The organism is Brevundimonas sp. NPDC092305, assembly GCF_044755415.1.
In the GTDB taxonomy this organism is placed as follows: Bacteria; Pseudomonadota; Alphaproteobacteria; order Caulobacterales; family Caulobacteraceae; genus Brevundimonas.
Genome location: NZ_JBIVQY010000001.1, coordinates 489,999 through 511,399, shown reverse-complemented (window position 1 = coordinate 511,399; position 21,401 = coordinate 489,999). Strand labels below are relative to the sequence as shown.

Annotated in this window: 19 protein-coding genes; 4 read left to right on the top strand and 15 right to left on the bottom strand. The window is 67.1% G+C overall.

The window, feature by feature from the left end; translation table 11 throughout:
• Nucleotides 1-114: 114 nt before the first annotated feature.
• Genes lgt through pgeF form a run of 3 tightly spaced genes read left to right on the top strand, consistent with a single transcriptional unit; the run spans nucleotide 115 to nucleotide 2,852 of the window.
• A complete protein-coding gene (gene lgt, locus ACIQC9_RS02525) occupies nucleotides 115-1,005 on the top strand; it encodes a prolipoprotein diacylglyceryl transferase (RefSeq protein WP_400612070.1) in 891 nt (296 codons plus the stop codon).
• Between the two features lie 4 nt (nucleotides 1,006-1,009).
• On the top strand, nucleotides 1,010-2,083 hold the full coding sequence (locus ACIQC9_RS02520) for a class I SAM-dependent methyltransferase (protein ID WP_400612068.1): 1,074 nt from the start codon (nucleotides 1,010-1,012) through the stop codon (nucleotides 2,081-2,083).
• Between the two features lies 1 nt (nucleotide 2,084).
• A complete protein-coding gene (gene pgeF, locus ACIQC9_RS02515) occupies nucleotides 2,085-2,852 on the top strand; it encodes a peptidoglycan editing factor PgeF (protein ID WP_400612066.1) in 768 nt (255 codons plus the stop codon).
• On the opposite strand, the gene lpxC is transcribed toward pgeF, so the two are convergent.
• The 13 genes from lpxC to ACIQC9_RS02450 all read right to left on the bottom strand — a co-directional run bounded on the left by lpxC (nucleotide 2,853) and on the right by ACIQC9_RS02450 (nucleotide 19,193).
• Nucleotides 2,853-3,752 carry a UDP-3-O-acyl-N-acetylglucosamine deacetylase gene (gene lpxC / locus ACIQC9_RS02510; RefSeq protein ID WP_400612064.1) on the bottom strand — a complete coding sequence of 300 codons (900 nt, stop codon included), beginning with the start codon at nucleotides 3,750-3,752 and terminating at the stop codon, nucleotides 2,853-2,855. It lies immediately after the preceding gene.
• Between the two features lie 192 nt (nucleotides 3,753-3,944).
• The gene (gene ftsZ / locus ACIQC9_RS02505; protein WP_400612062.1) at nucleotides 3,945-5,489 is read right to left on the bottom strand and encodes a cell division protein FtsZ; all 1,545 of its coding nucleotides are present in this window, start codon (nucleotides 5,487-5,489) and stop codon (nucleotides 3,945-3,947) included.
• 217 nt (nucleotides 5,490-5,706) lie between these two features.
• Complete coding sequence (locus ACIQC9_RS02500; RefSeq protein ID WP_400612060.1) at nucleotides 5,707-8,763, bottom strand: TonB-dependent receptor plug domain-containing protein; 3,057 nt, start codon at nucleotides 8,761-8,763, stop codon at nucleotides 5,707-5,709.
• A gap of 227 nt (nucleotides 8,764-8,990) precedes the next feature.
• On the bottom strand, nucleotides 8,991-10,319 hold the full coding sequence (gene ftsA, locus ACIQC9_RS02495) for a cell division protein FtsA (RefSeq protein WP_400612058.1): 1,329 nt from the start codon (nucleotides 10,317-10,319) through the stop codon (nucleotides 8,991-8,993).
• A 15-nt stretch (nucleotides 10,320-10,334) separates the two neighbouring features.
• Entirely contained in the window at nucleotides 10,335-11,219 is an 885-nt protein-coding gene (locus ACIQC9_RS02490; protein WP_400612056.1) for a cell division protein FtsQ/DivIB, read from the bottom strand.
• Nucleotides 11,207-12,145: a D-alanine--D-alanine ligase gene (locus tag ACIQC9_RS02485; RefSeq protein WP_400612054.1), complete on the bottom strand. Its 939-nt coding sequence runs from the start codon at nucleotides 12,143-12,145 to the stop codon at nucleotides 11,207-11,209. The genes ACIQC9_RS02490 and ACIQC9_RS02485 overlap by 13 nt, the downstream gene beginning before the upstream one ends.
• A 98-nt stretch (nucleotides 12,146-12,243) precedes the next feature.
• On the bottom strand, nucleotides 12,244-13,146 hold the full coding sequence (murB, locus tag ACIQC9_RS02480; RefSeq protein ID WP_400612052.1) for a UDP-N-acetylmuramate dehydrogenase: 903 nt from the start codon (nucleotides 13,144-13,146) through the stop codon (nucleotides 12,244-12,246).
• Nucleotides 13,143-14,567 (bottom strand): UDP-N-acetylmuramate--L-alanine ligase, encoded by a 1,425-nt coding sequence (gene murC, locus ACIQC9_RS02475; RefSeq protein WP_400612050.1) that lies wholly within the window; start codon nucleotides 14,565-14,567, stop codon nucleotides 13,143-13,145. Before murC ends, murB begins: the two co-directional genes overlap by 4 nt.
• A 39-nt stretch (nucleotides 14,568-14,606) precedes the next feature.
• Nucleotides 14,607-15,269 (bottom strand): SMC-Scp complex subunit ScpB, encoded by a 663-nt coding sequence (gene scpB / locus ACIQC9_RS02470; protein WP_400612048.1) that lies wholly within the window; start codon nucleotides 15,267-15,269, stop codon nucleotides 14,607-14,609.
• Between the two features lie 7 nt (nucleotides 15,270-15,276).
• Nucleotides 15,277-16,098: a segregation and condensation protein A gene (locus ACIQC9_RS02465; RefSeq protein ID WP_400612046.1), complete on the bottom strand. Its 822-nt coding sequence runs from the start codon at nucleotides 16,096-16,098 to the stop codon at nucleotides 15,277-15,279.
• Nucleotides 16,095-17,141 carry a beta-N-acetylhexosaminidase gene (gene nagZ, locus ACIQC9_RS02460; protein ID WP_400615358.1) on the bottom strand — a complete coding sequence of 349 codons (1,047 nt, stop codon included), beginning with the start codon at nucleotides 17,139-17,141 and terminating at the stop codon, nucleotides 16,095-16,097. Before nagZ ends, ACIQC9_RS02465 begins: the two co-directional genes overlap by 4 nt.
• 1 nt (nucleotide 17,142) lies before the next feature.
• Entirely contained in the window at nucleotides 17,143-17,949 is an 807-nt protein-coding gene (locus ACIQC9_RS02455) for an SPOR domain-containing protein (RefSeq protein ID WP_400612044.1), read from the bottom strand.
• Nucleotides 17,950-18,017: 68 nt separating this feature from the next.
• The gene (locus ACIQC9_RS02450; RefSeq protein ID WP_400612042.1) at nucleotides 18,018-19,193 is read right to left on the bottom strand and encodes a deoxyguanosinetriphosphate triphosphohydrolase; all 1,176 of its coding nucleotides are present in this window, start codon (nucleotides 19,191-19,193) and stop codon (nucleotides 18,018-18,020) included.
• A 61-nt stretch (nucleotides 19,194-19,254) separates the two neighbouring features.
• Between ACIQC9_RS02450 and erpA the strand changes: the two genes are divergently transcribed.
• On the top strand, nucleotides 19,255-19,632 hold the full coding sequence (gene erpA / locus ACIQC9_RS02445; RefSeq protein WP_400612040.1) for an iron-sulfur cluster insertion protein ErpA: 378 nt from the start codon (nucleotides 19,255-19,257) through the stop codon (nucleotides 19,630-19,632).
• Here the strand turns inward: erpA and ACIQC9_RS02440 are convergent.
• Together ACIQC9_RS02440 and ACIQC9_RS02435 are read right to left on the bottom strand one after the other, a co-directional pair.
• Nucleotides 19,629-20,015 carry a response regulator transcription factor gene (locus ACIQC9_RS02440; RefSeq protein WP_400612038.1) on the bottom strand — a complete coding sequence of 129 codons (387 nt, stop codon included), beginning with the start codon at nucleotides 20,013-20,015 and terminating at the stop codon, nucleotides 19,629-19,631. The two genes, erpA and ACIQC9_RS02440, sit on opposite strands and share 4 nt — an antisense overlap.
• 9 nt (nucleotides 20,016-20,024) lie before the next feature.
• The gene (locus tag ACIQC9_RS02435; RefSeq protein ID WP_400612036.1) at nucleotides 20,025-21,356 is read right to left on the bottom strand and encodes a dihydroorotase; all 1,332 of its coding nucleotides are present in this window, start codon (nucleotides 21,354-21,356) and stop codon (nucleotides 20,025-20,027) included.
• Between the last annotated feature and the right edge of the window lie 45 nt (nucleotides 21,357-21,401).

The following is a 21,401-nucleotide window of genomic DNA, read 5'->3' as shown; positions in this document are numbered from 1 at the left end:
CCTTTCCGTCCGCTGCTCCTATGGCCTGATTTGGGCGAAGTCTTCCTCTCAAATTTCGGGGACGCCGCCCGCGACGCTTGCTAAACCGGCGACCTGACCTCGGCAGGAGCGCCCGTGCAGTTTCCCGACTTCAATCCGATCTGGTTCAGCATCGGGCCCATCGACATTCGCTGGTACGCCCTCGCCTATGTGGCTGGCATCGCGCTTGGCTGGTGGTACGCCGCCCGCCTGCTGAAGACCGAGCGCATCTGGGCGCCGGGCAAGCCGCCGATTTCGACGATCCAGCTGGACGATCTCGTGCTGTGGATCGTGCTCGGCATCATTCTGGGCGGCCGGTTCGGCTATGCCCTCTTCTACCAGCCGCACCTCTACGGCGACCTGTTCACGGGCGGGACTTGGGGCGACCGGCTGGCGCTGTTCCGGCTGTGGGACGGCGGCATGTCGTTCCACGGCGGCCTGCTGGGCTGCACCATCGCCGTCGTCGGCTACGCCTGGCGGCAGAAGGTCAATACGCTAAGCCTCGGCGACATGGCGCTGGCCGCCGCGCCATTCGGTCTGTTCTTCGGCCGTATGGCCAACTTCGTGAACGGCGAGTTGTGGGGACGCGCAAGCGACGTGCCGTGGGCCATGAACTTCTGCAACGCCCACGCCCGCTCGATCTACGGCGCCTTCTGCGACTATCCGGGCGGCCCCGGCATGATCACCCGCCATCCCAGCCAGCTGTACGAGGCGCTGCTGGAAGGCGTCGTCCTGTTCGCCATTCTCGCCTTCGCGATCTGGAAGGCGCGCCTGCTGGCCAAGCCCGGCTATGTCACCGGCCTGTTTCTGCTGGGATACGGCGCGGTCCGCGCCTCGCTGGAGAATGTCCGTCAGCCCGACTTCGGCATGGATCAGTTCCCCTTCGGCCTGACCATGGGGATGATGCTGTCGATCCCGATGATGCTGGCCGGCGCCTGGCTGATCTGGCGCGCATGGAGCCGTCCGCCGGTGGCGGCCGCCGACTGACGTCATGTCGCTGAAGGACCGACTGGCGCGCGAGATCGCCCTGACCGGCCCGATGACCGTGGCCGACTATGTCACGCGCTGCCTGCACGATCCCGAGGCGGGCTACTACGCAACCCGTCCCGCCCTCGGCGCGACCGGCGACTTCATCACCGCGCCGATGATCAGCCAGATGTTCGGCGAGTTGATCGGCCTGTGGGCGGTCGAGGCGTGGCGGCGACTGGGCGCGCCGGAGCGGGTGAGACTGGTCGAGGTCGGCCCCGGCGACGGTACGCTCATGGCCGACGCCCTCCGCGCTGCCCGGCTGGACCCCGACTTCCTGAGCGCGGCCGAGCTGATCTTGATCGAGCCCAGTGCCCCGCTGCGTCAAGCGCAGGCGCGTATGCTTGCCGACAGCGACCTTGACCTGCGTTGGGTGCGTGGTCTCGACCGGATAGAGACCGACGCCCCGGTGATCCTGATCGCCAACGAAGTGCTGGACTGTCTCCCTGCCCGCCAGTTCGTCAGAACCGAAGACGGCTGGGCCGAGCGGCGCATCGGCGTATCCGATGAGGGCGCACTGGAGTTCGGGCTGGTCCGGATCACCGGCGGCTTCCAGCGCCCTGCCTTCCAGGTCGAGCCGGGTCAGATCGTGGAGGTTTCCGAGCATCAGGCCGCTTTCGGGCGTGATCTCGGGCGTCTGGTCAGCGAGACGGGCGGTGCGGCCCTGCTGATCGACTATGGCCGGGCGCGAGCCGAGGCCGGGGATACTCTCCAGGCCCTGACTCGCCACCGCAAGGTCGATCCGCTGGAGACGCCCGGTGAAGCAGATCTGACTCAATGGGCTGACTTCCCCACGGTGCTTGAGGCCGCCGTCCACGCCGGCGCCGATGTCACCGGCTGTCGGAGTCAGGGCGAGTTTCTCCGCCTTCTGGGCATAGAGGCTCGCGCCGCTCGCCTGCGTGACCTGCGCCCCGACGCCGCCGATGTCATCGATCGCCAACTGGCCCGTCTGGTCGACGACGACCAGATGGGGACCTTGTTCAAGGCGTGCGCCGTCTTCGCACCATCGACGCTGATCGTGCCGGGCTTCGAGACCTGAGATGCTGACCCCGATCACCCATCCCCTGCTCGACAAGACCGGCCTCCGCCATGGCTTCTTCACGCGTCAGGGCGGCGTCTCTACGGGCATCTACGAAGGGCTGAACACCGGGGTCGGGTCGAAGGACGATCCCTCCGCGGTGGCCGAGAACCGCCGCCGGGTCGCCGCGCACTTCGACGGCCAGCCTGACGATCTCGCCGCCTGCTACCAGATTCACTCCGCCATCACCCGTACGGCCGAGGCTGGCTGGAAGGGCGAGCGGCCGGAGGGCGACGCCGCCGTCACCGCCGCGCCGGGCGTCATCTGCGGCGTCCTGACCGCAGATTGCGCACCCATACTACTGGCCGATCCTGAGGCCGGGGTGGTTGGCGCGGCGCACGCCGGATGGAAGGGAGCCTTGGGCGGCATCATTCACTCTACAGTGTTCGCCATGCAGGCTCTCGGCGCTGAACCCGCGCGCATGGTCGCCGTCGTCGGCCCTTGCATCGCCCAGGCCAGTTACGAGGTCGGCGCGGACTTCGAGGAACGGTTCGAGCATCACGATCCCGGCAGCAGCCGCTTCTTCGTCGAGGGCGAACGCCTCGACCGTCGCCTGTTCGACCTACCCGCCTTCGTTCTCTGGCGTCTCGAGCAGGCCGGCGTGGGTCACGCCGCATGGACGGGCCACGACACACGAGCGGATAAGACGCAGTTTTACTCAAACCGCCGGGCGTTCCTGAACGGAGAGCCGGACTTCGGACGCCTGATGAGCGCGATCAGCCTCGGCTGATCAGCCCGCCATCGCCAGTTCGGGCACGCGGGTCACCTCGCGCCACGCCTGCGGATTAGCCAGCAGTTCGCGGACCAGCAGGTTGTTGATCGCGTGACCCGCCTTCACGCCCTCATAGCGGCCCAGCAGAGGCGCGCCGAGCACGTACAGGTCGCCGATGGCGTCCAGCGCCTTGTGCTTCACGAACTCGCGTTCCATCCGCAGGCCGCCGGGGTTCAGTATCTGGTCGCCGTCGATGACCACGGCGTTCTCCAGCGAGCCGCCGCGGGCCAGACCGGCGCGACGCAGGGCCTCTACCTCATGGGCGAAGCCGAAGGTGCGGGCAGCCATGATCTCGTTGCGGAAGGTATCCTCGTCGACGACGAAGTCCACGACCTGGTTGCCAATGACCGGCGTCGGAAAGTCGATCTCGAACCGCATCTCGTAGCGATCGCAGGGCAGCAGGGCGGCGGACTTGTCGCCGTCCTGAACCCGGACCGGCTCGAGGATCTCGATGTAGCGGACCGGCGCTTCCTGACGACGGAAGCCGGCGCGATCCAGCAGCTGGACGAATTGCAGCGCAGACCCGTCCAGGATGGGCAGTTCGGGGCCGTCCACCTCAACTACGGCGTTCGACACGCCCAGCGCGGCGAAGGCGGCCATCAGGTGCTCGATGGTCGACAGGCGAACGCCGGCGGCGTTCTCGATCATGGTGTTCAGGCGGGCGTCGATCACCGCCTCGCCCGACACGGGGATGCGGTTATCGCGGTCGGTGATGTCGGTACGGACGAAAACGATGCCGGTCCCGACCGGCGCCGGACGCACGGCCAGCCGTACACGGTCGCCCGTGTGCACGCCGACGCCCGCGATGATCGCGGGGGCGACGGTGGTGCGCTGGTTATGGTCGTGACGGACCGGCAATCGGCATCTCACTCTGGTTTCGCGCTCCGCCTCTCCGTGCGGATTTCGCCTTGCAGGTTAGGTAAACGGTCTCTCGCAAGCGCGAAATGAAAGTCGGGTTTCGGATTGTTTCGGAATTGCTACGGCGTTCCGCAAACGAGAAAGCCGCCCCGGATCGCTCCGGAGCGGCTCGCGCTTCAGGTGTGACGTGGATCAGTTCGCGAGGCGGCGGAGAAACGAGGGAATCTCCAGATCGTCCTCCGCCTGACCGACTTGCGGTTCCGGCTGGGGCTGAACTTGCTGCGTCGGGCGCATTTGGGTCGTTTGCGATCCGCGCGTCGGATAGTTGGGCTGCGGCTGCTGGCGCTTGCCGCGACCAAACAGGCTCCAGCCCGACTTGCGGTGGTCACGCTCCTCATAGTGGTCGTAGGCCGGCTCTTCCTGAACCGACTCGGGCTCGGGACGATCCGCATAGAGATCGCCCTGCGCGACCTGGGCGGCCGTACGCGGGGCGGATTCATATTGCTCCACCCACGGATCGACGATCGGCTCGAGCGTGCGCTCTTCGGCGACGTGGATCACCGGCTCGGGCTTGGGCTCGGGCGAAGGCGCAGCGGCGTAGGTCGGCTGATACGCCGGGGCCGGTTCCGGTTGCGGGGCGACTTCGGCGCGGACGGGCTCGCGGATCGGCTCCTGACGAACCGGCTCCGAGGCGCGCGGCGCGAAGGTCGGGGCGGCCGGGCGGCGATCGAAGATCGAGCTGGAGGTCGACGGCGGCGCCTTGACGGCGGCCAGGTCTTCCATGCCCGTCGCCACGACCGAGACGCGGATCTTGCCGTCCAGCGCCGGATCGAAGGCTGCGCCGAAGATGATGTTGGCGTCGGCGTCCACTTCGCCGGCGATGGCGTTGGCGGCCTCGTCGACTTCCAGCAGGGTCATGTCCATGCCGCCGGTGATGTTCACCAGCACGGCCTTGGCGCCCTTCAGCGAGGTCTCGTCCAGCAGCGGGTTGGCGATGGCGTTCTGGGCCGCCATCAGGGCGCGGTCGTCGCCCGAGGCCTCGCCCGTGCCCATCATCGCCTTGCCCATCTCGGACATGACGGCGCGGACGTCGGCGAAGTCGAGATTGATCAGGCCCGGCAGGATCATCAGGTCGGTGATCGAGCGGACGCCCGAGTGAAGAACCTGGTCAGCCATGCCGAAGGCGTCGGCGAAGGTCGTGCGCTCGTTGGCGACGCGGAACAGGTTCTGGTTCGGAATGACAATCAGGGTGTCGACGTAGCGCTGCAGCTCGGCGATGCCCGCATCGGCCAGACGCATGCGGTGGCGGCCTTCGAAAGTGAACGGCTTGGTCACGACGCCGACGGTCAGGATGCCGCGGTCGCGCGCGCATTTCGCAATGACCGGAGCAGCGCCGGTGCCGGTGCCGCCGCCCATGCCGGCGGTGATGAACACCATGTGCGCGCCTTCGAGGTGCGTATGGATTTCGTCGGCGGATTCTTCAGCGGCGTTCATGCCGACCTCAGGGTGGGCGCCGGCGCCCAACCCTTGCGTGATCGTCTCACCAAGCTGAACACGACGGTCCGTCTTGGCGAATGACAGGTGCTGTGCGTCGGTGTTGGCGACCACAAACTCGACGCCTTCAAGACCTGCGTCGATCATGTTGTTGACGGCGTTGCCGCCCGCCCCGCCCACGCCGAAGACGACGATACGAGGCTTCAGATCCGTAGCTTGCGGACGCACCAGCGAGAGAGACATTTTCGTTCGACCTTATCCGACCCAGCTCGACAGTCCCAATGCGAGATTCCCCGCCGATTCGCATTGGTTATGAGCGCGTTAAGGAAGCGCCCGAACTGCTTAAGAGAAGGTTACCGGATAGCCCGAGTCGGGCGTCTTGGGCCAATTTTCGTTAACGGCAAAAGAAAAAGGGCGGCTCCCGAGAGCCGCCCTTTCCTGTTTTTGAGCCGGCTCGACCTTAGAAGGTCTTACCGATCCGGATCGAAGCCCGACGGCCACGCATGTCGTAGCCGTTGAGAGCCGAGGTGCCGAGACGGAACTGGCCGGCGGCGGCGGTCGGCGGATGCTCGTCCCACAGGTTCTGGATGCCGAGCGATACGGACCAACCGTCCTCGTTGCGGTAGCGCACCGAGGCCGAGTGGGTTGAGTAGAAGTCGGCGTAGTACTTGTAGACCGAGCAATAGCTGGTCGCCGGCAAGGCGCAGTTGGTCGAGTTGATGCCGTTAGCGAGGTCGGCGTACTTCGCGTTGGCGAAGATCCGGCCGCCAGCTTCGGCGACATCCGAGCCACGGCCAATCATGTCGACCCCGTAGAAGTACGAGAAGTCGCCGCGCTGCAGGGTCACATACAGGTTCCCGGCATAGCCCGGACCAGTATAGTTGAAGGTCGAGTTCAGGTAGGAACTCGTGTCACCTTCGAACGTCTCGGTGTCTTCCAGCTTGAAGTTATGCTGCGACTCGATGGTCAGACGGCCAAGCGGGGTGTCTTCCGAGAAACGGATCTGCAGGTCGATGCCGCGGTTGTTGATCTCGTTCACGTTGACGTAGGCGTTGTTGACCGTGGCCAGCTTGCCGTTGTCTGCGCCGGGGACGCGGATACGGCTGTAGAGACCGCAATACCCTGTCTGACCTTGGTAGCACTTGGTCAGGATGTCGAAGCCACCGAGTTGGCTGACCGCGTCCTCGATCGAGATCTCATAATAATCGATCGCGACGCTCAGAGGCATGAACGAAGGCGTCCAGACGAAGCCCAGGTTCAGGTTATCAGCCGTTTCAGCGTTCAGGAGTGCACGACCCCCCACTGACGAGATGGCGACCGAAGAACCGCCAAGCGTAGTGGAGGCGCCATCCGCGACGCAGCCTGCCAGGATGACCGGATCAATCGTCGCGTTGTTGGTGTAGTCGTAGCAGGGGTCATTCGCCGATTGTCCGCCGTAGCCGACCTGGGCGCCAAGGAACTGTTCGTACAGCGACGGAGCACGGAACGAGGTGCCGTAGCTGGCGCGGAGGCGATACTCAGGCGTCACCGCCCAGTTCAGGCCCGCCTTGTAGGTGTCGCTCTGACCATAGGAGTCGTAGCGCGACAGGCGACCCGAAACGTTCAGGGTCAGCGAGTCGGCAAACGGCATGTCGCGGAGCAGCGGCAGCTCCAGTTCGGCGAACGATTCCAGGATCGTGTCCGAGCCCGCCGTACGACCAGCTGTCGTGTAGAGGGCGACGTTGCGGCCAAGCGCCTGGGCGCCGGGGGTGTCGTCGATCTCTTCGCGACGGATTTGGGCGCCGAAGGCGGCCCCGACGTCGCCAGCCGGAAGGCTGAACAGGCTGTTCGTTGAGATCACACCTTCCAGATACATGTGATCGTAGGTGGTGGTGTTGTCTTCGGTGAAGAACAGGAAGTCGCGTTCCGCATCCGTGAACTGGCCCGCCAGAACACGCTCCGAGGTCCACGGAATGCCGCCCGGCAGAGCCGAGCAGTCAAAGCCGGAGAAGTTGCCGCCGGCCGGAGTGTTCGTACAGGCGACGTTCGGGCTGTTAAGCGCGAGCAGACGATCCAGATAGATGCGCGGACCGTTGTTGTAGCTGGCGTCCGACAGCGAATACTGACCGTACACATCCCAGTCCCAATCGCCGGCGGTACCGCGCAGACCGATCACGCCGCGGTAATAGTTGACCTCCTGGAACGAGCTGGACTCGTAGGGAGCCACCGTCTGAACGGGCTGACCGAACGGGTTGTTCGGGTTCGAAGCCGGCAGGGCGTTGGCCGCACCGTTGACGATGTTGCGCTGAGCGAAGCTCTGGAACACCTGAGCCATGCCGATCTGGCTGGACTCGCGCTGGCTGAAAAGGAACTCACCGTACAGCTCGACGTCGTCAGTGATCTGGTAGCCCATGTTGGAGCTGACCGAGATACGCTCCAGCGGGCTGATAATCGACGAGTTGCCCCACAGCGGGTCGTCCGTCGTGGCGTACAGATAGGTCAGCGGATAGCCGGCGCGGTTTTGACGCGCCCAGCCCTGATAGGCCGCCGCGAATGCCGGGAAGGCCAGCGCCGGCGCACCCGTGCCGGTCAGCACGTTGTTGCCTTGAGCCGCCGTCGGATAAGTATAGCCCGGGATGTTGGCGCGGGTGATGCTGAAGCCCGAAGTCAGCAGCGACACCTGTTTGATCGCGGTGTTGTAGCACTTGTATTCGCCGGTGAACGGATCGATGTAATCCTGGCGTGCGCCGGTTTCCGGGTCGAACAGGTAATCTTCGGTACAGCTGGTGTAATCACGCTGGTTACGGCGCTGGATGAAGGTCTTGGCGTAGTCGACACCCAAGTTGATGAAGCCGCGGTCAAAGGTGCGGCCAAACGCGGCGTCAGCGCGGAATTGCTCGCCGCCCTCTTCGAAGGGCTGGCTATAGAAGACGTTCATCGCACCGCCGTCGAGGTCGCGACGGGTGATGATGTTGATCACGCCGGCCACGGCGTCAGAGCCGTAGATCGACGAAGCGCCGTCTTTCAGGATGTCGGAGCGCTCAACAATCGAACCCGGGATGACGCCGAGGTCGAAGGCTTGAACCTGGCCGCGCGTACCGGCCGGACCGGCGCGACGGCCGTTCAGCAAGGTCAGGGTACGCTGTGTGCCGATACCGCGAAGGCCGACCGACTGGGTGCCGCCGCCGCCGTTGGTGACATAGCCGGTCAGTTGATCGTTCAGCTGGAAGGAGCTGACGGCGAGCGTCGAACTCAGCAGAGCTTGAGCGGCGTCCGGAATACCGCGCAGGTCGGTTTGCTCGGTGGTGATGGTCTGCACCGGCGAGGCGCTGGTGAACTCCGAGTTACCGCGGATCCGGGTGCCGGTGACGATGACTTCTTCCAGCTGCTCTTGCGTAGCAGGCACGGGCGCCGGCTGCTGGGCAGCGCGCGGGTTGGCAGGTTGCGGCTGGGCTGTTTGAGCCAGGGCAGGAGCGGCGGCGGCGATTACGCCCGCCAGAACCGTCGTGCCGAAAAGGTACTTGCGCCGAAGAAGCATTCTCTAGGTCCCCGTCTTGCTACTCGATCCACGGCAAATGCCGCGGCGATGCCACGTCGGCGGCGACACTAGGGGCCGACTTCTTGGTGAACAAGGGAATGTGGCCGCTTGGCGACCATAACCAAGCCAATCTGTAACAATCCGGACACAGTTACCGGTGGCTTTTGTAATAATTCTCACCCCGACAGCGTGGGTCGAAGGTTCTTCTGCGCTGATAAATTTGAGAATTACAGGTTTTCGCGGAGCCAGCCCGCCGCTCGCGCGACCAGACCGCCGCTTACAGCCCGTGGCGCATCTGCGGCCGTAATCTGGCGAGACATCAGCTTGCGGGCCGATACAGCTTCACGCGGACCGTAGGCAGCCCGTAGTAAAACGCCCGCCGCGGAACAGAATGCGGGGCCGGAGGCGGCGTCGGCCAAGTGAGGCGCGCGTTGAGGTTTGCCGAGACGAACGGGACGGTCGAAGACGCGCACAGCGAGTTCGCGCACGCCGTTCAGCTGGCTGGCCCCACCGGTCAGGACGAGACCGGCGCCCGGCTCCAGACCGACACCGGCGTTGCGCAGGCGGTCGCGGAGGAGCTCCAGCGTCTCTTCCACCCGCGGCGCAATGACCGTCTTCAGCATGGCGCGCTGGACATAGATCGGGCCGGCCGACGCGTCCTCGCCACGCGGCGGCGCCTCCAGCATCTCGCGATCCTCATGCGCGCTGGCCATGGCCGAGCCGTGCAGGGTTTTCAGACGCTCGGCGCCGGCCTTCGAGGTCGACAGGCCTCGCGCGATGTCGGCGGTCACATGATCGCCGCCGACGTTCAGGCTCTCGATGTGCAGCAGCGAGCGTCCGCCCCAGACGGCCGCGGTCGTCGCGCCCCCGCCCAGATCGAGGCAGACGCAGCCCAGATCCATCTCGTCCTCTTCCAGCGCGGCCAGCGAGCTGGCGACCGGCGCGGCGACCACGCCTTGCAAGTCCAGATGCGCGAGTTCGAGGCAGTGGCTCAGGGTGTTGAACACGCTCTCCGCCATGGACACGACAAGCAGGTCGAGACCCAGCGAATGGCCCTTCATCGCCCGGGGGTCGTGCACGCCCCGCGCGCCATCGACCGACCAGGTGATCGGCAGGACGTGTATCGGCCGGCGATTGGGCAGGCGGATCTGGGCCAGCGCCATGCCGATGGCACGGGCCAGATCGGCGTCGCTGACCGGGTTTGCGCCCAGCGAGACGCGGGCCTGCACCCGGTGGCTGGCCATCTGGCCGATCGCGGTGGTGACAACCACACCCGAGACCGGGCTGCCGGCCGCACGCTCGGCGCGCTCGACGGCATGGCCGATGGCTTGAGCCGCCTCGTCCATATTGATGATGCCGCCGCCACGAATGCCGCGCGACTGGACGTGGCCGGCGCCGGCGACACGGATGGTGCGGTCGGCGTGGCGTACGCCGTCGGGCTTCATGATGAAGCAGCCGACCTTGGACTGGCCCAGATCGAGCGCGGCCACCACCGGCGCGCGGTTCGCCGCCGTCTTGGCGTTGTCGTTGGCCTTGTCCCTCAAACGTCCAGCCATCCTGCCTCGTGGTCCCTATGCTTCGCCCGCGGACGGGCGCACCGCCACCGCGTCAGGTGTTCTCAGATCGATCCGGGCGAAGCCCAGCTCCAGCAGCCGTTCGCGCTGGTCCATGGCGTCCAGCTGGATCAGCGCCTGTTCCTGCTGCGTCGCAGGCAACTGGATCAGTCCGCCGTCTTTCAGGCGCAGATCCCAGCGGCGTTCATCCACCCGCACCAGCGCCTCAACCCGCCCGGCCAGACGCGGCCGCTCGGCGATCAGGGGCAGAACATCCGAGGCAGCCTGCTCGGCGCCTTTGCCCACGATCAACGGCAGGTTCGGGTAGCGGCCGGGATCGGCGCCGGCGATGACCTGACCGTGGCCGTCGATCACATAGTTGCGGCCGCCGGTCTGCCAGACGGCCAGACGGTCGTGCTCGGTCACATGGACGATCAGGGTGTTCGGCAACAGGCGCACGACCTGCGCGCCCTTGACCCAGCTGACGCCCTCGACCCGCTTGCGAACGGCGTTCAGGTCGATGGCAGTCATGGGCTGATCGTCATAGACCTGCAGCGCCCGTTGGATGGTCGCCGTCGCCTCAGGGCTTTCGCCTTGGATATAAACCTTCTCGAGCTTCAGCCCCGCCCCGGCCGCAAGCCCGTCGACGCCCTGACTGAAAGACGCGCTGATACGCTCGGCCCGCGCGCCCGTGGCCAGCACGCCGCCCAGCACCAGTACGCCCGCGGCGATGGAGACGATGACGGCGCGCGGCGACAGATCCAGTCGGCCGATCGCCGCCAGCTTGCCCGGCGTCGCCGGTGCGTTGCGGGGAGCGCGACCGCGCCCTCCGTTTTTGGGGGCCGCGGATCGCTTCTGCGGGCTCGAACTCTGTCGCCGACCGCCGCGAACTACCGCGGGCATGAGGCGTCCTCCACCATCCACCGGACCAGGTCTTCGTATCCCATCCCGACGAACGCGGCCTGCTCCGGCACGAGCGAGGTCGGCGTCATGCCGGGCTGGGTGTTGACCTCCAAAAGAACGAGAACGTCCTTAACATCGTCATAACGAAAGTCGGATCGGGAAACGCCCCGGCAACCAAGGGCGACATGCGCCTGTTCGGAAAGCCTGAGTGCGCGGTCGAATATCGCCGGCGGCAGGTCGGCCGGAAGCTTGTGGATCGATCCGCCCGGCGCGTATTTGGCTTCATAGTCGTAGAAGCCCTTCACCGGTGTGATGTCGGTTACGGTCAGGGCGCGCGGGCCACTCGCCTCGCCCAGCACGGTCACGCAGAGCTCGCGTCCGGCGATGTAGGGCTCGACCATGACCTGCTCGCCGTAGGTCCAGTCATCAGCGCCGACCGCGGCCTGAGGGCCGTTCGCGCCCTCCGGCACCAGGTAGACGCCGACCGACGATCCCTCAGCGTTTGGCTTGACTACATAAGGCGGCTCTATGACGTGACGGCGGGCGACCTCACGGCGGTCGAACAGGCCGCCGCCCGGAACCGGGACCCCCGCGGCGCGCAGAACGGCCTTGGTCTTGTCCTTGTCCATTGTCAGGGCGGAAGCCAGCAGTCCCGAGTGGGTATAGGGTATTTGCAGCGTCTCGAGGATGCCCTGGACGCAACCGTCCTCGCCCCATTCGCCATGAAGGGCGTTCAGCGCCACATCGGGCTTCAGCTTCGCCAGGACCTGCGCCAGATCGCGACCGGCGTCGACACGCGTGACCTTGCGCACCCGGCCTTCCAACGCATCGGCGCAGCCCTGGCCTGAACTCAGCGACACCGCCCGTTCGGACGACAGACCACCCATCAGGACGGCGACGTGCAGATCGGAAAAGGGGCGGCTCATGACGGACTCCGGAACACTCAACGCAATGCGCCGAACGTCCTTAACAGCCTGTCAACGATTGGAGTCCAGGTCGCCGAATGACAAGGCGGTGAGTGCTTTCAGGCGGATCTCCCGACCCGCTTGATCTCCCAGTCCAGCTGCACGCCCGTCTTCGCCAGAACATCGGCGCGAACCGCCTCGCCCAGCCCCTCTATGTCCGCCGCAGTCGCCTCGCCGGGGTTGATCATAAAGTTGGAATGCAGCTCGCTGAACTTCGCCCCGCCGCCGGTGACGGCATGCAGCTTGCCGCGCCAGCCGGCCTCGTCGACCAGTTTCCATGAGGAATGGCCTTCGGGGTTCTTGAAGGTCGAGCCGCCGGTTTTCTCCCGGATCGGCTGGGTCTGTTCGCGGCGGCTTGTGATCTCGTCGATGCGGGTCTGAACGGCTTCGGGCGCATCGGGCGTCCCGCGATAGGTCGCCTCAATCCAGATGATGTCAGCGGGCGCCTCGGAATGGCGATAGGTGTAGCCGAAGTCCGCCAGCGAATACTCCACCCGCTCCCCTGCTCGGTTCACGCCCCGGGCCGACACCAGCACATCTTTCGTTTCGGCGCCGTAGCAGCCGGCGTTCATGGTCAGGGCGCCGCCGATCGTACCCGGGATGCCGGCATAGAACTCCAGCCCCGCCAGCCCGGCTTTCGCCGAGGCTCTGGCCACCATCGAGTCCAGTGCTCCAGCCCCGGCGGTGATCGTGTCGCCATCTGTCGCGATAGTCGCCCACGAACGCCCCGCCAGACGGATCACCACGCCCTCGACCCCGCCATCGCGCACGATGACATTGGAGCCGACGCCCAGCACCGTCACGGGCACGCCAGATTCCAGCGACTTGAGGAAGTCCGCCAGATCTTCGGCGTCCGCCGGGATGAACAGGCCGTCCGCCGCTCCGCCCACCCGGAACCATGTGTAAGGCCCCAGCGGCTCATCGCGCAGCAGCTTGCCGCGGACTTCCGGCAGGTCGATCACGACAGCGCCTCCAGCTGTCCCGGCAAGGCATAGGCCCACTGGGTGATGTCGCCGGCCCCCAGAAGGACGACCAGATCGCCCGGCCTGGCCTCGGCGCGGATCACCGCCGGCAGCGCCTCGACACCGTCCAGCGCATGAACCGAACGATGGCCGAAACGGCGCACGCCGTCGACCAGCGCATGCTTGTCGACGCCCTCGATCGGCGCCTCGCCGGCCGGATAGACATCGGCCACGATCACGCTGTCGGCGTCCGAGAAGCAGGTCGAGAACTCTTCCATCAGATCGCGCAGGCGGGTGTAGCGGTGCGGCTGGACCACAGCGATGACGCGTCCCTCGGCCACCTGTCGCGCGGCCTTGAGGACGGCGGCGATCTCCACCGGGTGGTGGCCATAGTCGTCGATGATGCGAACGCCGTCAGCAACGCCGGTGGTGGTGAACCGACGACGTACACCGCCAAACGCTGCAAGCCCGGCCTTGATCGCCTCATGCGAGACGTCCAACTCTCGCGCCACAGACACGGCGGCCAGCGCATTGGAGACATTGTGCCAGCCGGGCATGGGCAGATGCAGGCCGTCGATGCGGGTCTGCTCGCCCCCCTCAACCGGCGTGTCGATGACCACGTCGAACCGGCAGCCGTCTGTCGCCATCTCGACGTTCTCGGCCCGGACCTGCGCCTGCGGGTTCAGGCCGTAGGTGACCAGTCGCCGGTTATCGATCTGCGCGACCAGGCGCTGCACCTCGGGGTGATCCAGACAGACGGCGGCGAAGCCGTAGAAGGGGATGTTCTCGACGAAATCCACGAACGCCTTCCGGACGCCGTCGAAGTCGCCGTAGTGATCCAGATGTTCCGGGTCGATGTTGGTGACGATGGCGACCGTGGACTTCAGGCGCAGGAAGCTGCCGTCGCTCTCGTCGGCCTCGACCACGATCCAGTCGCCGTCGCCGACCTTGGCGTTGGTGCCGTAGGCGTTGATGATGCCGCCGTTGACGATGGTCGGGTCCAGCCCGCCGGCGTCGAGGATCGCAGCCACCATCGACGTCGTGGTCGTCTTGCCGTGGGTGCCCCCTACCGCGATCGAGAACTGCAGCCGCATCAGCTCGGCCAGCATCTCGGCGCGACGAACGACCGGGATGCGGCGCTCGCGGGCGGCCATCATTTCGGGATTGGTCGGCTTGACGGCGGTGGAATAGACCAGCGCCGATACGCCCTCGGTCACATGTTCGGCCTCATGGCCGATGAAGATGCGGGCGCCCAGCTTCTCCAGCCGCTCGGTGTTGGCGCTGGCCTTGGCGTCCGAGCCCTGCACAGAGTAGCCGATCTTGAGCATGATCTCGGCGATCCCGCTCATGCCGATGCCGCCGATGCCCACGAAGTGGACGGGGCCGATGTCGAACGGAACGGGGCGAAGGCGAGCGATCATCCCAGCGGATTAGCAAACGGGGGCTGCGGCGCAAGGCGCCTAGTCCTCGCTGACGAAGTCCTGCGCAAACTCGGGACCATCATCGTCGCCCGGCAGCAGGGGCGTCTCGTCCTCGTCGGACACGCGGGTGGGATCAGGCACCTCGAAGCCCACAGGAATGGACAGGTCGAGCAGGCCCGCCGCCTTCATCTCCTGCACACCGGGCAGGTCGTAGAGGCTGGCGAGGCTGAAGTGTTCGAGGAACCTGTCTGCCGTAGCGTAGGTCACGGGACGGCCGGGCGTGCGACGCCGGCCCTTCAGCTTCACGAAGCCCATCTCCAGCAGCAGATCCAGCGTGCCCTTGGACAGGGACACGCCCCGTACGCTCTCGATCTCGGCGCGGGTGCAGGGCTGGTGGTAGGCGATGATGGCGAGCGTCTCGAGCGCGGCCCTGGATAGGCGGCGCGGCTCCTCGCGCTCTTCCGTCATCATGAACGACAGGTCGGCGGCGGTGCGGAAGCGCCAGCTGTCGGCGACGCACTCCAGCTCAACCCCCCTGCCCTGATAGCGCTCGCGCAGGGCCGAGATGGCGCCGCCCACATCCGCGCCCTCGGGCAGGCGGCGTGCGATCTCTGCGGCCGACAGCGGACCGGCGGCGGCGAACAGCAGGGCTTCGACGCGGCGTTCGATCTCGGCGTGGTCGGGGGCGAACTGGATGCTCATGGGCGGACTACGGAGTCAGCTCCAGCGGCTGGCCCTGCCCGCGCCGCTTGAGGAAGACGTCGGCGAACGCCTCGGCCTGTTTCACATCCATCGCCCCCTCCTTGACCAGCTCCAGACTGGCCGAAAGCGTGGACGCCGTATAGCTGGCCTGGGTCGGACCCTCGTCGCCGTCACGCTCGGGCGCGATGCGGTCCAGGGAAGTCCACTGCTCCAGCCGGGGCAAGACATCGCGCAGCCAGTCGCGGGCGGCCTCGAGCTGGAAGGCCTCGACCCGCTGGGTGGGGTTGTAGCGCCGCAACTCTTCGCGCCGTCGCTGGGTCACATAGGCGGCCATTAGCTCGTACAGGCTGGCGTCGATGCGGTCGGAGGGGATGATCACCGTCGCCTCGGGATCGCCGCGGGTGAAGACATCGCGTTTCAGCTGGGGCCGGGCCTGAATGGCCTCGACCGCCTTGCGCATGGCTTCCAGCTTCTGCAGGCGGAAGGCGAGCGCCGCAGCCATCTCTTCGGCCGGCAGTTCGTCGCCCTTGCCCTTCTCGTTGCGCGGCAGCAGCAGACGCGACTTCAGATAGGCCAGCCAAGACGCCATCACGAGATAGTCCGCCGCCAGCGCGAAGTTTCGCCGCCGGGCCTCGTGGACGAAAGCCAGATACTGTTCCGCCAGCCGGGTGATCGACAGCTTCAGCAGGTCGACCTTCTGGGTCCGGGCGAGCGCCAGCAGGACGTGCAGCGGGCCCTCGTACCCTTCCAGATCGACGACGAAGGCCTCGCGGTCATCGACCTGTTCGGCGGCGCTGAAGTCGAGATTAGGCTGGAAGGCGTCGGTCATGCCTGCGCCTCCCCTACGTCAGGGCCCTTGGCGGCATTCAGGCGACCGGACATCATGGCGTCGAAGCGGTCGCGGGCCTCGCGGACGTCCAGCGGTTCAGGCGTATGCACGATGCGGGCAAGCGCCGCGTCGGCCCGGCGCAGGGCTCCGCCCTTCAGACGGCCCACGCCCTCGGCTACCTGACGCATCTCCGCCATGTCGCCGTTCCAGTGGATGACAAGGTCGCAGCCGGCCTTCAGCGCCTTCTGCGCCCGCTCGGTCAGCGTGCCGGACAGGGCGTTCATGACCAGATCGTCGGACAGCAGCAGACCGCCGAAGCCCAGCTGTTCGCGGATCAAGCGGATGGCCTTCTTCGACTGGGTCGCCGGACGCCTTGGATCGATGGCGGTGAAGACGATGTGGGCGGTCATGCCTATGGGCATGTCGGAAAGGGCCCTGAACGGCGCGAAGTCCCAGGCGTCGAGCGTGGCGAGGTCGGCGTGGACCGTCGGCAGCTCCTTGTGCGTGTCGCCGAACGCTCGGCCGTGACCGGGCATGTGCTTGATGACCGGCAGGACGCCGCCTGCCAGCAGCCCCTCGGCCGCCGCACGACCCAGCTGGGCGACCGTCGCCGGATCATGAGCGTAGGCGCGGTCGCCGATGATGTCGTGGGCCCCGGGGACCGGCACGTCCAGCACCGGAAGGCAGTCGACGTTGATCCCGACATCATGGAGATCATGCGCCATGAGCCGCGCACCCAACCGGGCCAGTTCGCGGGCGGTCAGCGGATCATTGGCGGCCTTCAGATAGGCCTCGCCCGGCGGATACTTCGGCCAGTGGGGCGGGCCCATGCGCTGGACCCGTCCGCCCTCCTGATCGATCAGGAGCGGCGCATGGCGGCCGACGCAGGCGCGCAGCTCTGCGGTCAGGTCTCGTACCTGTTCGGGGCTGTCCACATTCCGGCGAAACAGGATGAAGCCCCACGGGTCGGCGTCGGCGAAGAAGACCTTCTCCTCCGCTGTCAGCCGATGCCCGGCGCAGCCATAGATCGCCGCAGTCGCCAGCTTACCGCACCAGACAGTCGCCGCCCGCGTCGCGGATGGCGGCGCAAAGGCCGGTAGCCTGCTCGCGGCTGAGGTTGCCGACGGTGGTGCGATAAACGGTGGCGCCGCTGGCGGTCTGGACCTCCTGCACCCGGCGGGTCGCGCCCTGGGTCAAGCGGGAGTAGCGGCCGACGACGGCGTTGTATTCGCGCTCGGCCAGCGAAGGCGTGGAGAAGGCGCCGATCTGGACGCCGGAGCTTCCACCCGAGGGAACGGCGCTGGGCTGGGTCTTCGCAGGCGGCGGAGCAGTCGGGGTCGGCGCGGGGGCCGGAGTCGCCGGACGCGTGGCGGCCGGCGGCAGCGGGGTCGCGGCCTCGATCGGCTGGGCGGCCGGACGCGGACCAACCTCTTCCGGGGGCGGGGCGTAGGTCGGGTCAGTCGTCGGCGGGGTGGCGCCGGAATAGACGTCGATGCCGGCTTCCGGATCGACCGGCTGGGCGTCGACGGGCGCCTCGGCCGTCATCTCCCTGACCGGCGTGCCCACGGCAGGCGGAGCGTCGCCCGAGGCACGCGGACCCGCGCGGTAGTAGACGACCACCGCGATGATGAGGGCCAGCAGCACGACCGCCGAGATGATCAGGGTCACCGGCGGTCCGCCGCGCCCTCCACCACCGCCGCCACGGCCGGGTCCGCCGCCTCCGCCAGTCCGGCGGGGGTCGTAGGACTGCCGGTCGAAGGGCAGATCGTCATCCGTCGGGGGCGTATAGGCGCCCCGGTCACGGCCGTAGTCGCGGCCGGGGTTGGGACGGTAGGGATCATCGTTCGACATGGTCGCGCCTTCCGGGTCACGCGAATCGAACGCGTGGTCGCCTGATCTTGCCGCCCCCGTCCTTGGAATCACAGATCGAGTGCGAGGTCGAGGCTGAACAGTTTCCTGTGCTCCTCGATGGCGTAGCGATCGGTCATGCCGGCGATATAGTCGCAGACCGCCCGGGCGCGCTTCGCCTCGTCTCCGCTCAGGGCCTTGCCGGACCATTCGGGCGGCATCGTCTCGGGTTCGGCCATGAACAGCTGGAACATCTCGGCGAGGATCCGGCGGGCCTGACTGCGGGTGCGGTTGACGCGGTAGTGGCGATACATCCGCTCGAACAGGAAGCGGCGCAGCACGCCCAGATCGGCCAGCATGGCGGGAGAGAAGGCCACCAGCGTGCGATCGGCGGTGCGCACGTCCTCGGTGGAGCGGATGCTGGCGGCCTCGATACGACGCTCGGTCTCGGCCAGCACGTCCTCGACCATGACGCCGATCATGCGGCGCACGGCCTCGAGCCGGAGCATGCGGGCGTCGATGGCGGGCCAGTCCCTGCGCACATCATCCAGCACGGGGCCGATCAGAGGGACGTCGGCGAGGTCCTCAAGCGTAAACAGGCCCGCCTGCACCCCGTCGTCGACGTCGTGATTGTTGTAGGCGATGTCGTCGGCGATGGCGGCGGCCTGGGCTTCCAGCGAGGCGAAGGTGTCGAGGCGCAGGTCCCAGCCGGGGGCGTAGTCGGCGATGGCCTTCCACGACGGCTCTTCCAGCTTATGCGTCACCGGGCCGTTGTGCTTGATGACGCCCTCGACGGTCTCCCAGCTCAGGTTCAGGCCGTCGAAGCGGGGATAGCGCTCCTCCAGCTTCGTCACGACGCGGAAGGTCTGCACATTGTGATCGAAGCCGCCCCACGGCTGCATCTGCGCCTGCAGCTCGTCCTCGCCCGCATGGCCGAAGGGCGGGTGGCCGAGGTCGTGGGCCAGAGCGACGGTCTCGGCCAGATCGGTGTCCAGCCGCAGGGCGTGGGCCAGCGACCGGGCGATCTGGGACACTTCGAGCGAGTGGGTCAGGCGGGTGCGGTAGTGATCGCCCTCGTGGGCCACGAAGACCTGGGTCTTCTCCTTCAGGCGGCGGAAGGCGGTGCAGTGGATGATGCGGTCGCGGTCGCGGGCGAAGGCGTTGCGCGTGCGGCTGATCGGCTCGGGCTCCAGCCGCCCCCGGCTGTGCTCGGGATATTCGGCGTAGGGGGCGCGTTCGGGGTTCACGGGCGGCTCATCACAGGGCAGGCCCTTTGCGAAAGCCCGTCAGCGCCTCATATAGGCCCCTGTGAGCAGCGTCCAATCCACCCCCTTCGCCCTGTCGCCCTCCTCCGCCGGAGGGCACGGCCTGTCGCTGGCCGACAGCGCGGCGCGGCGGCTGGCCCGGCTGGGCGAGGCCGAGGGGCGTGCCTTGATGCTGCGTGTCGCCGTGGACGGCGGCGGCTGCTCGGGCTTCCAGTACCGGTTCGAGCTGGTCGAGACGGCGGATGCCGAGGATCTGCGCATCGAGACCGAGGGTCAGGCGGCGCTGGTGGACCCCGTGTCCCTGCCCTTCCTCCGCGGGTCGGAGATCGCCTTCGTGGACGATCTGGCCGGCGCACAATTCGTGGTTCGCAACCCCAACGCCGCCTCCAGCTGCGGCTGCGGCGTCAGCTTCTCGATCTAGCGCCGGGCGACCTTCGCCGCGTCGAGCGCCTTGCGCACGCGGGCGACCAGCTCAGGCCCCTCGAAGGGCTTCAGCAGATAGCCGTTGCCGCCCAGCGCCAGCACGTCGCGGATGACGTCGGCGCGGTTGTCGTGGGTCATCATCACCACCGGCATGGCGTGCCCGGCCTTGCGCAGGCGACGCAGGGCCTCGACCCCGTCCATGCCGGGCATGCGGATATCCATGAGCACCAGATCCGACGGCTGCTCCGTCAGGTCCAGCAGGGCCGCCGCGCCGCCCTGAACCACCCGAGCCGAGTAGCCGGCCTGGGTCAGGTAGAAGGCCGCCATCCGGGCCAGCAGGTCGTCATCGTCGACGATCAGTACGCTTTCACTCACACTCATTCCTCACGCTCAGGGCAGGGTCTCCTGGAACCGCGCGGGCCGGCCATGGGCGGAACCCTGCAGCTCACCGTCCCGCATAACCACACGACCGCGCACGATTGTGGCCATCGCTTTGCCGGTGGCCTCAAAGCCGTCGAAAGGCGTCCAGCCTGAGCGGGTGGCCATGTCCGCGTGCGTCAGGACATGCTTCGCCTTCAGGTCCACGATGGTCAGGTCGGCGTCATAGCCTTCGGCCATACGGCCCTTGCCGGCGATGCTGAAGACCCGCTGCGCCCCGGCGGAGGTCAGGTCGATGAAGCGCTCCAGCGACAGGCGGCCGTTGGCGACATGGGTCAGCATGATCGGCACCAGCGTCTGCACCCCCGGCATGCCTGAGGGTGAGGCCGGATAAGGCTTGGCCTTTTCTTCCAGTGTATGCGGGGCGTGGTCGGAGCCGAGCACGTCGACGACGCCATGTTCGATCCCTCGCCACAGACCGGCGATATGCGGGGCGTGGCGGATGGGCGGGTTCATCTGGGCGAGGCCCTTCAGCCGCGCATAGGCCTCGTCGCCGTCCAGCGTCAGGTGCTGGGGCGTAACCTCGACGGTGGCAACATCCTTGTGGTCGGCGAGGAAGGCGATCTCCTCGGCGGTCGAGACGTGCAGCACGTGGATGCGGGCGCCGGTCTCCTTCGCCAGCCGGACCAGACGGCGGGTGGAGCCGATGGCGCTCTCGGCGTCGCGGACCTCCGGGTGGCTGGTCCAGTCGCCGGGGCGGGCCAGCGGGCGGCGCTCGACCAGACGGTACTCGTCCTCGGAGTGGAAGGTGGCGCGGCGGCGAACGTTGGACAGCACCTTGCGGACCCCGTCGTCGTCGGCGACCAGCAGGGTGCCGGTCGAGGCGCCCATGAAGACCTTGACCCCGCAGCAGCCCGGCAGGCGTTCCAGCTCGGCCAGATGGTCGGCGTTCTCGTGGGTGCCGCCGATGTAGAAGGCGTGGTCGGTCCACATACGGTCGCGGGCACGGGCGAGCTTGTCTTCCAGCGTGGCCGGGTCGGTGGTGTTGGGCTCGGTGTTCGGCATCTCGAACACAGCCACGACCCCGCCGAGCGCGGCGGCGCGGGAGCCGGTCTCCAGATCCTCTTTCCACTCCAGCCCCGGTTCGCGGAAGTGGACCTGGGTGTCGATGACGCCCGGCAGGACCGTCAGGCCCGCAGCGTCGAAGGTCTCGCCCGCCGAGGCCTGCGACAGATCGCCGACGAAGACGATGCGGCCATCGGTGATCCCGACATCGGCCATGCCCCGCCCGGCGTGGTTGGCCACTTCGCCGCCGCGAACGATCAGGTCATAGGTCTGGGGCATGGCGAGCGGTCCGGGGAAAGGAAGACTGATTATTGCGAACCGGGC

Excerpts from the sequence above, each read along its gene's own strand:
- ACIQC9_RS02520 (WP_400612068.1), top strand. The coding sequence starts at position 1,010 with ATGTCGCTGAAGGACCGACTGGCGCGCGAGATCGCCCTGACCGGCCCG.
- pgeF (WP_400612066.1), top strand. The coding sequence starts at position 2,085 with ATGCTGACCCCGATCACCCATCCCCTGCTCGACAAGACCGGCCTCCGC.
- ftsZ (WP_400612062.1), bottom strand. The coding sequence starts at position 5,489 with ATGTCTCTCTCGCTGGTGCGTCCGCAAGCTACGGATCTGAAGCCTCGT.
- ACIQC9_RS02490 (WP_400612056.1), bottom strand. The coding sequence starts at position 11,219 with ATGCCCGCGGTAGTTCGCGGCGGTCGGCGACAGAGTTCGAGCCCGCAG.
- ACIQC9_RS02485 (WP_400612054.1), bottom strand. The coding sequence starts at position 12,145 with ATGAGCCGCCCCTTTTCCGATCTGCACGTCGCCGTCCTGATGGGTGGT.
- ACIQC9_RS02440 (WP_400612038.1), bottom strand. The coding sequence starts at position 20,015 with ATGAGTGTGAGTGAAAGCGTACTGATCGTCGACGATGACGACCTGCTG.
- ACIQC9_RS02455 (WP_400612044.1), bottom strand. The coding sequence starts at position 17,949 with ATGTCGAACGATGATCCCTACCGTCCCAACCCCGGCCGCGACTACGGC.
- ACIQC9_RS02465 (WP_400612046.1), bottom strand. The coding sequence starts at position 16,098 with ATGACCGACGCCTTCCAGCCTAATCTCGACTTCAGCGCCGCCGAACAG.
- murC (WP_400612050.1), bottom strand. The coding sequence starts at position 14,567 with ATGATCGCTCGCCTTCGCCCCGTTCCGTTCGACATCGGCCCCGTCCAC.
- ACIQC9_RS02500 (WP_400612060.1), bottom strand. The coding sequence starts at position 8,763 with ATGCTTCTTCGGCGCAAGTACCTTTTCGGCACGACGGTTCTGGCGGGC.
- ACIQC9_RS02435 (WP_400612036.1), bottom strand. The coding sequence starts at position 21,356 with ATGCCCCAGACCTATGACCTGATCGTTCGCGGCGGCGAAGTGGCCAAC.
- scpB (WP_400612048.1), bottom strand. The coding sequence starts at position 15,269 with ATGAGCATCCAGTTCGCCCCCGACCACGCCGAGATCGAACGCCGCGTC.
- ftsA (WP_400612058.1), bottom strand. The coding sequence starts at position 10,319 with ATGGCTGGACGTTTGAGGGACAAGGCCAACGACAACGCCAAGACGGCG.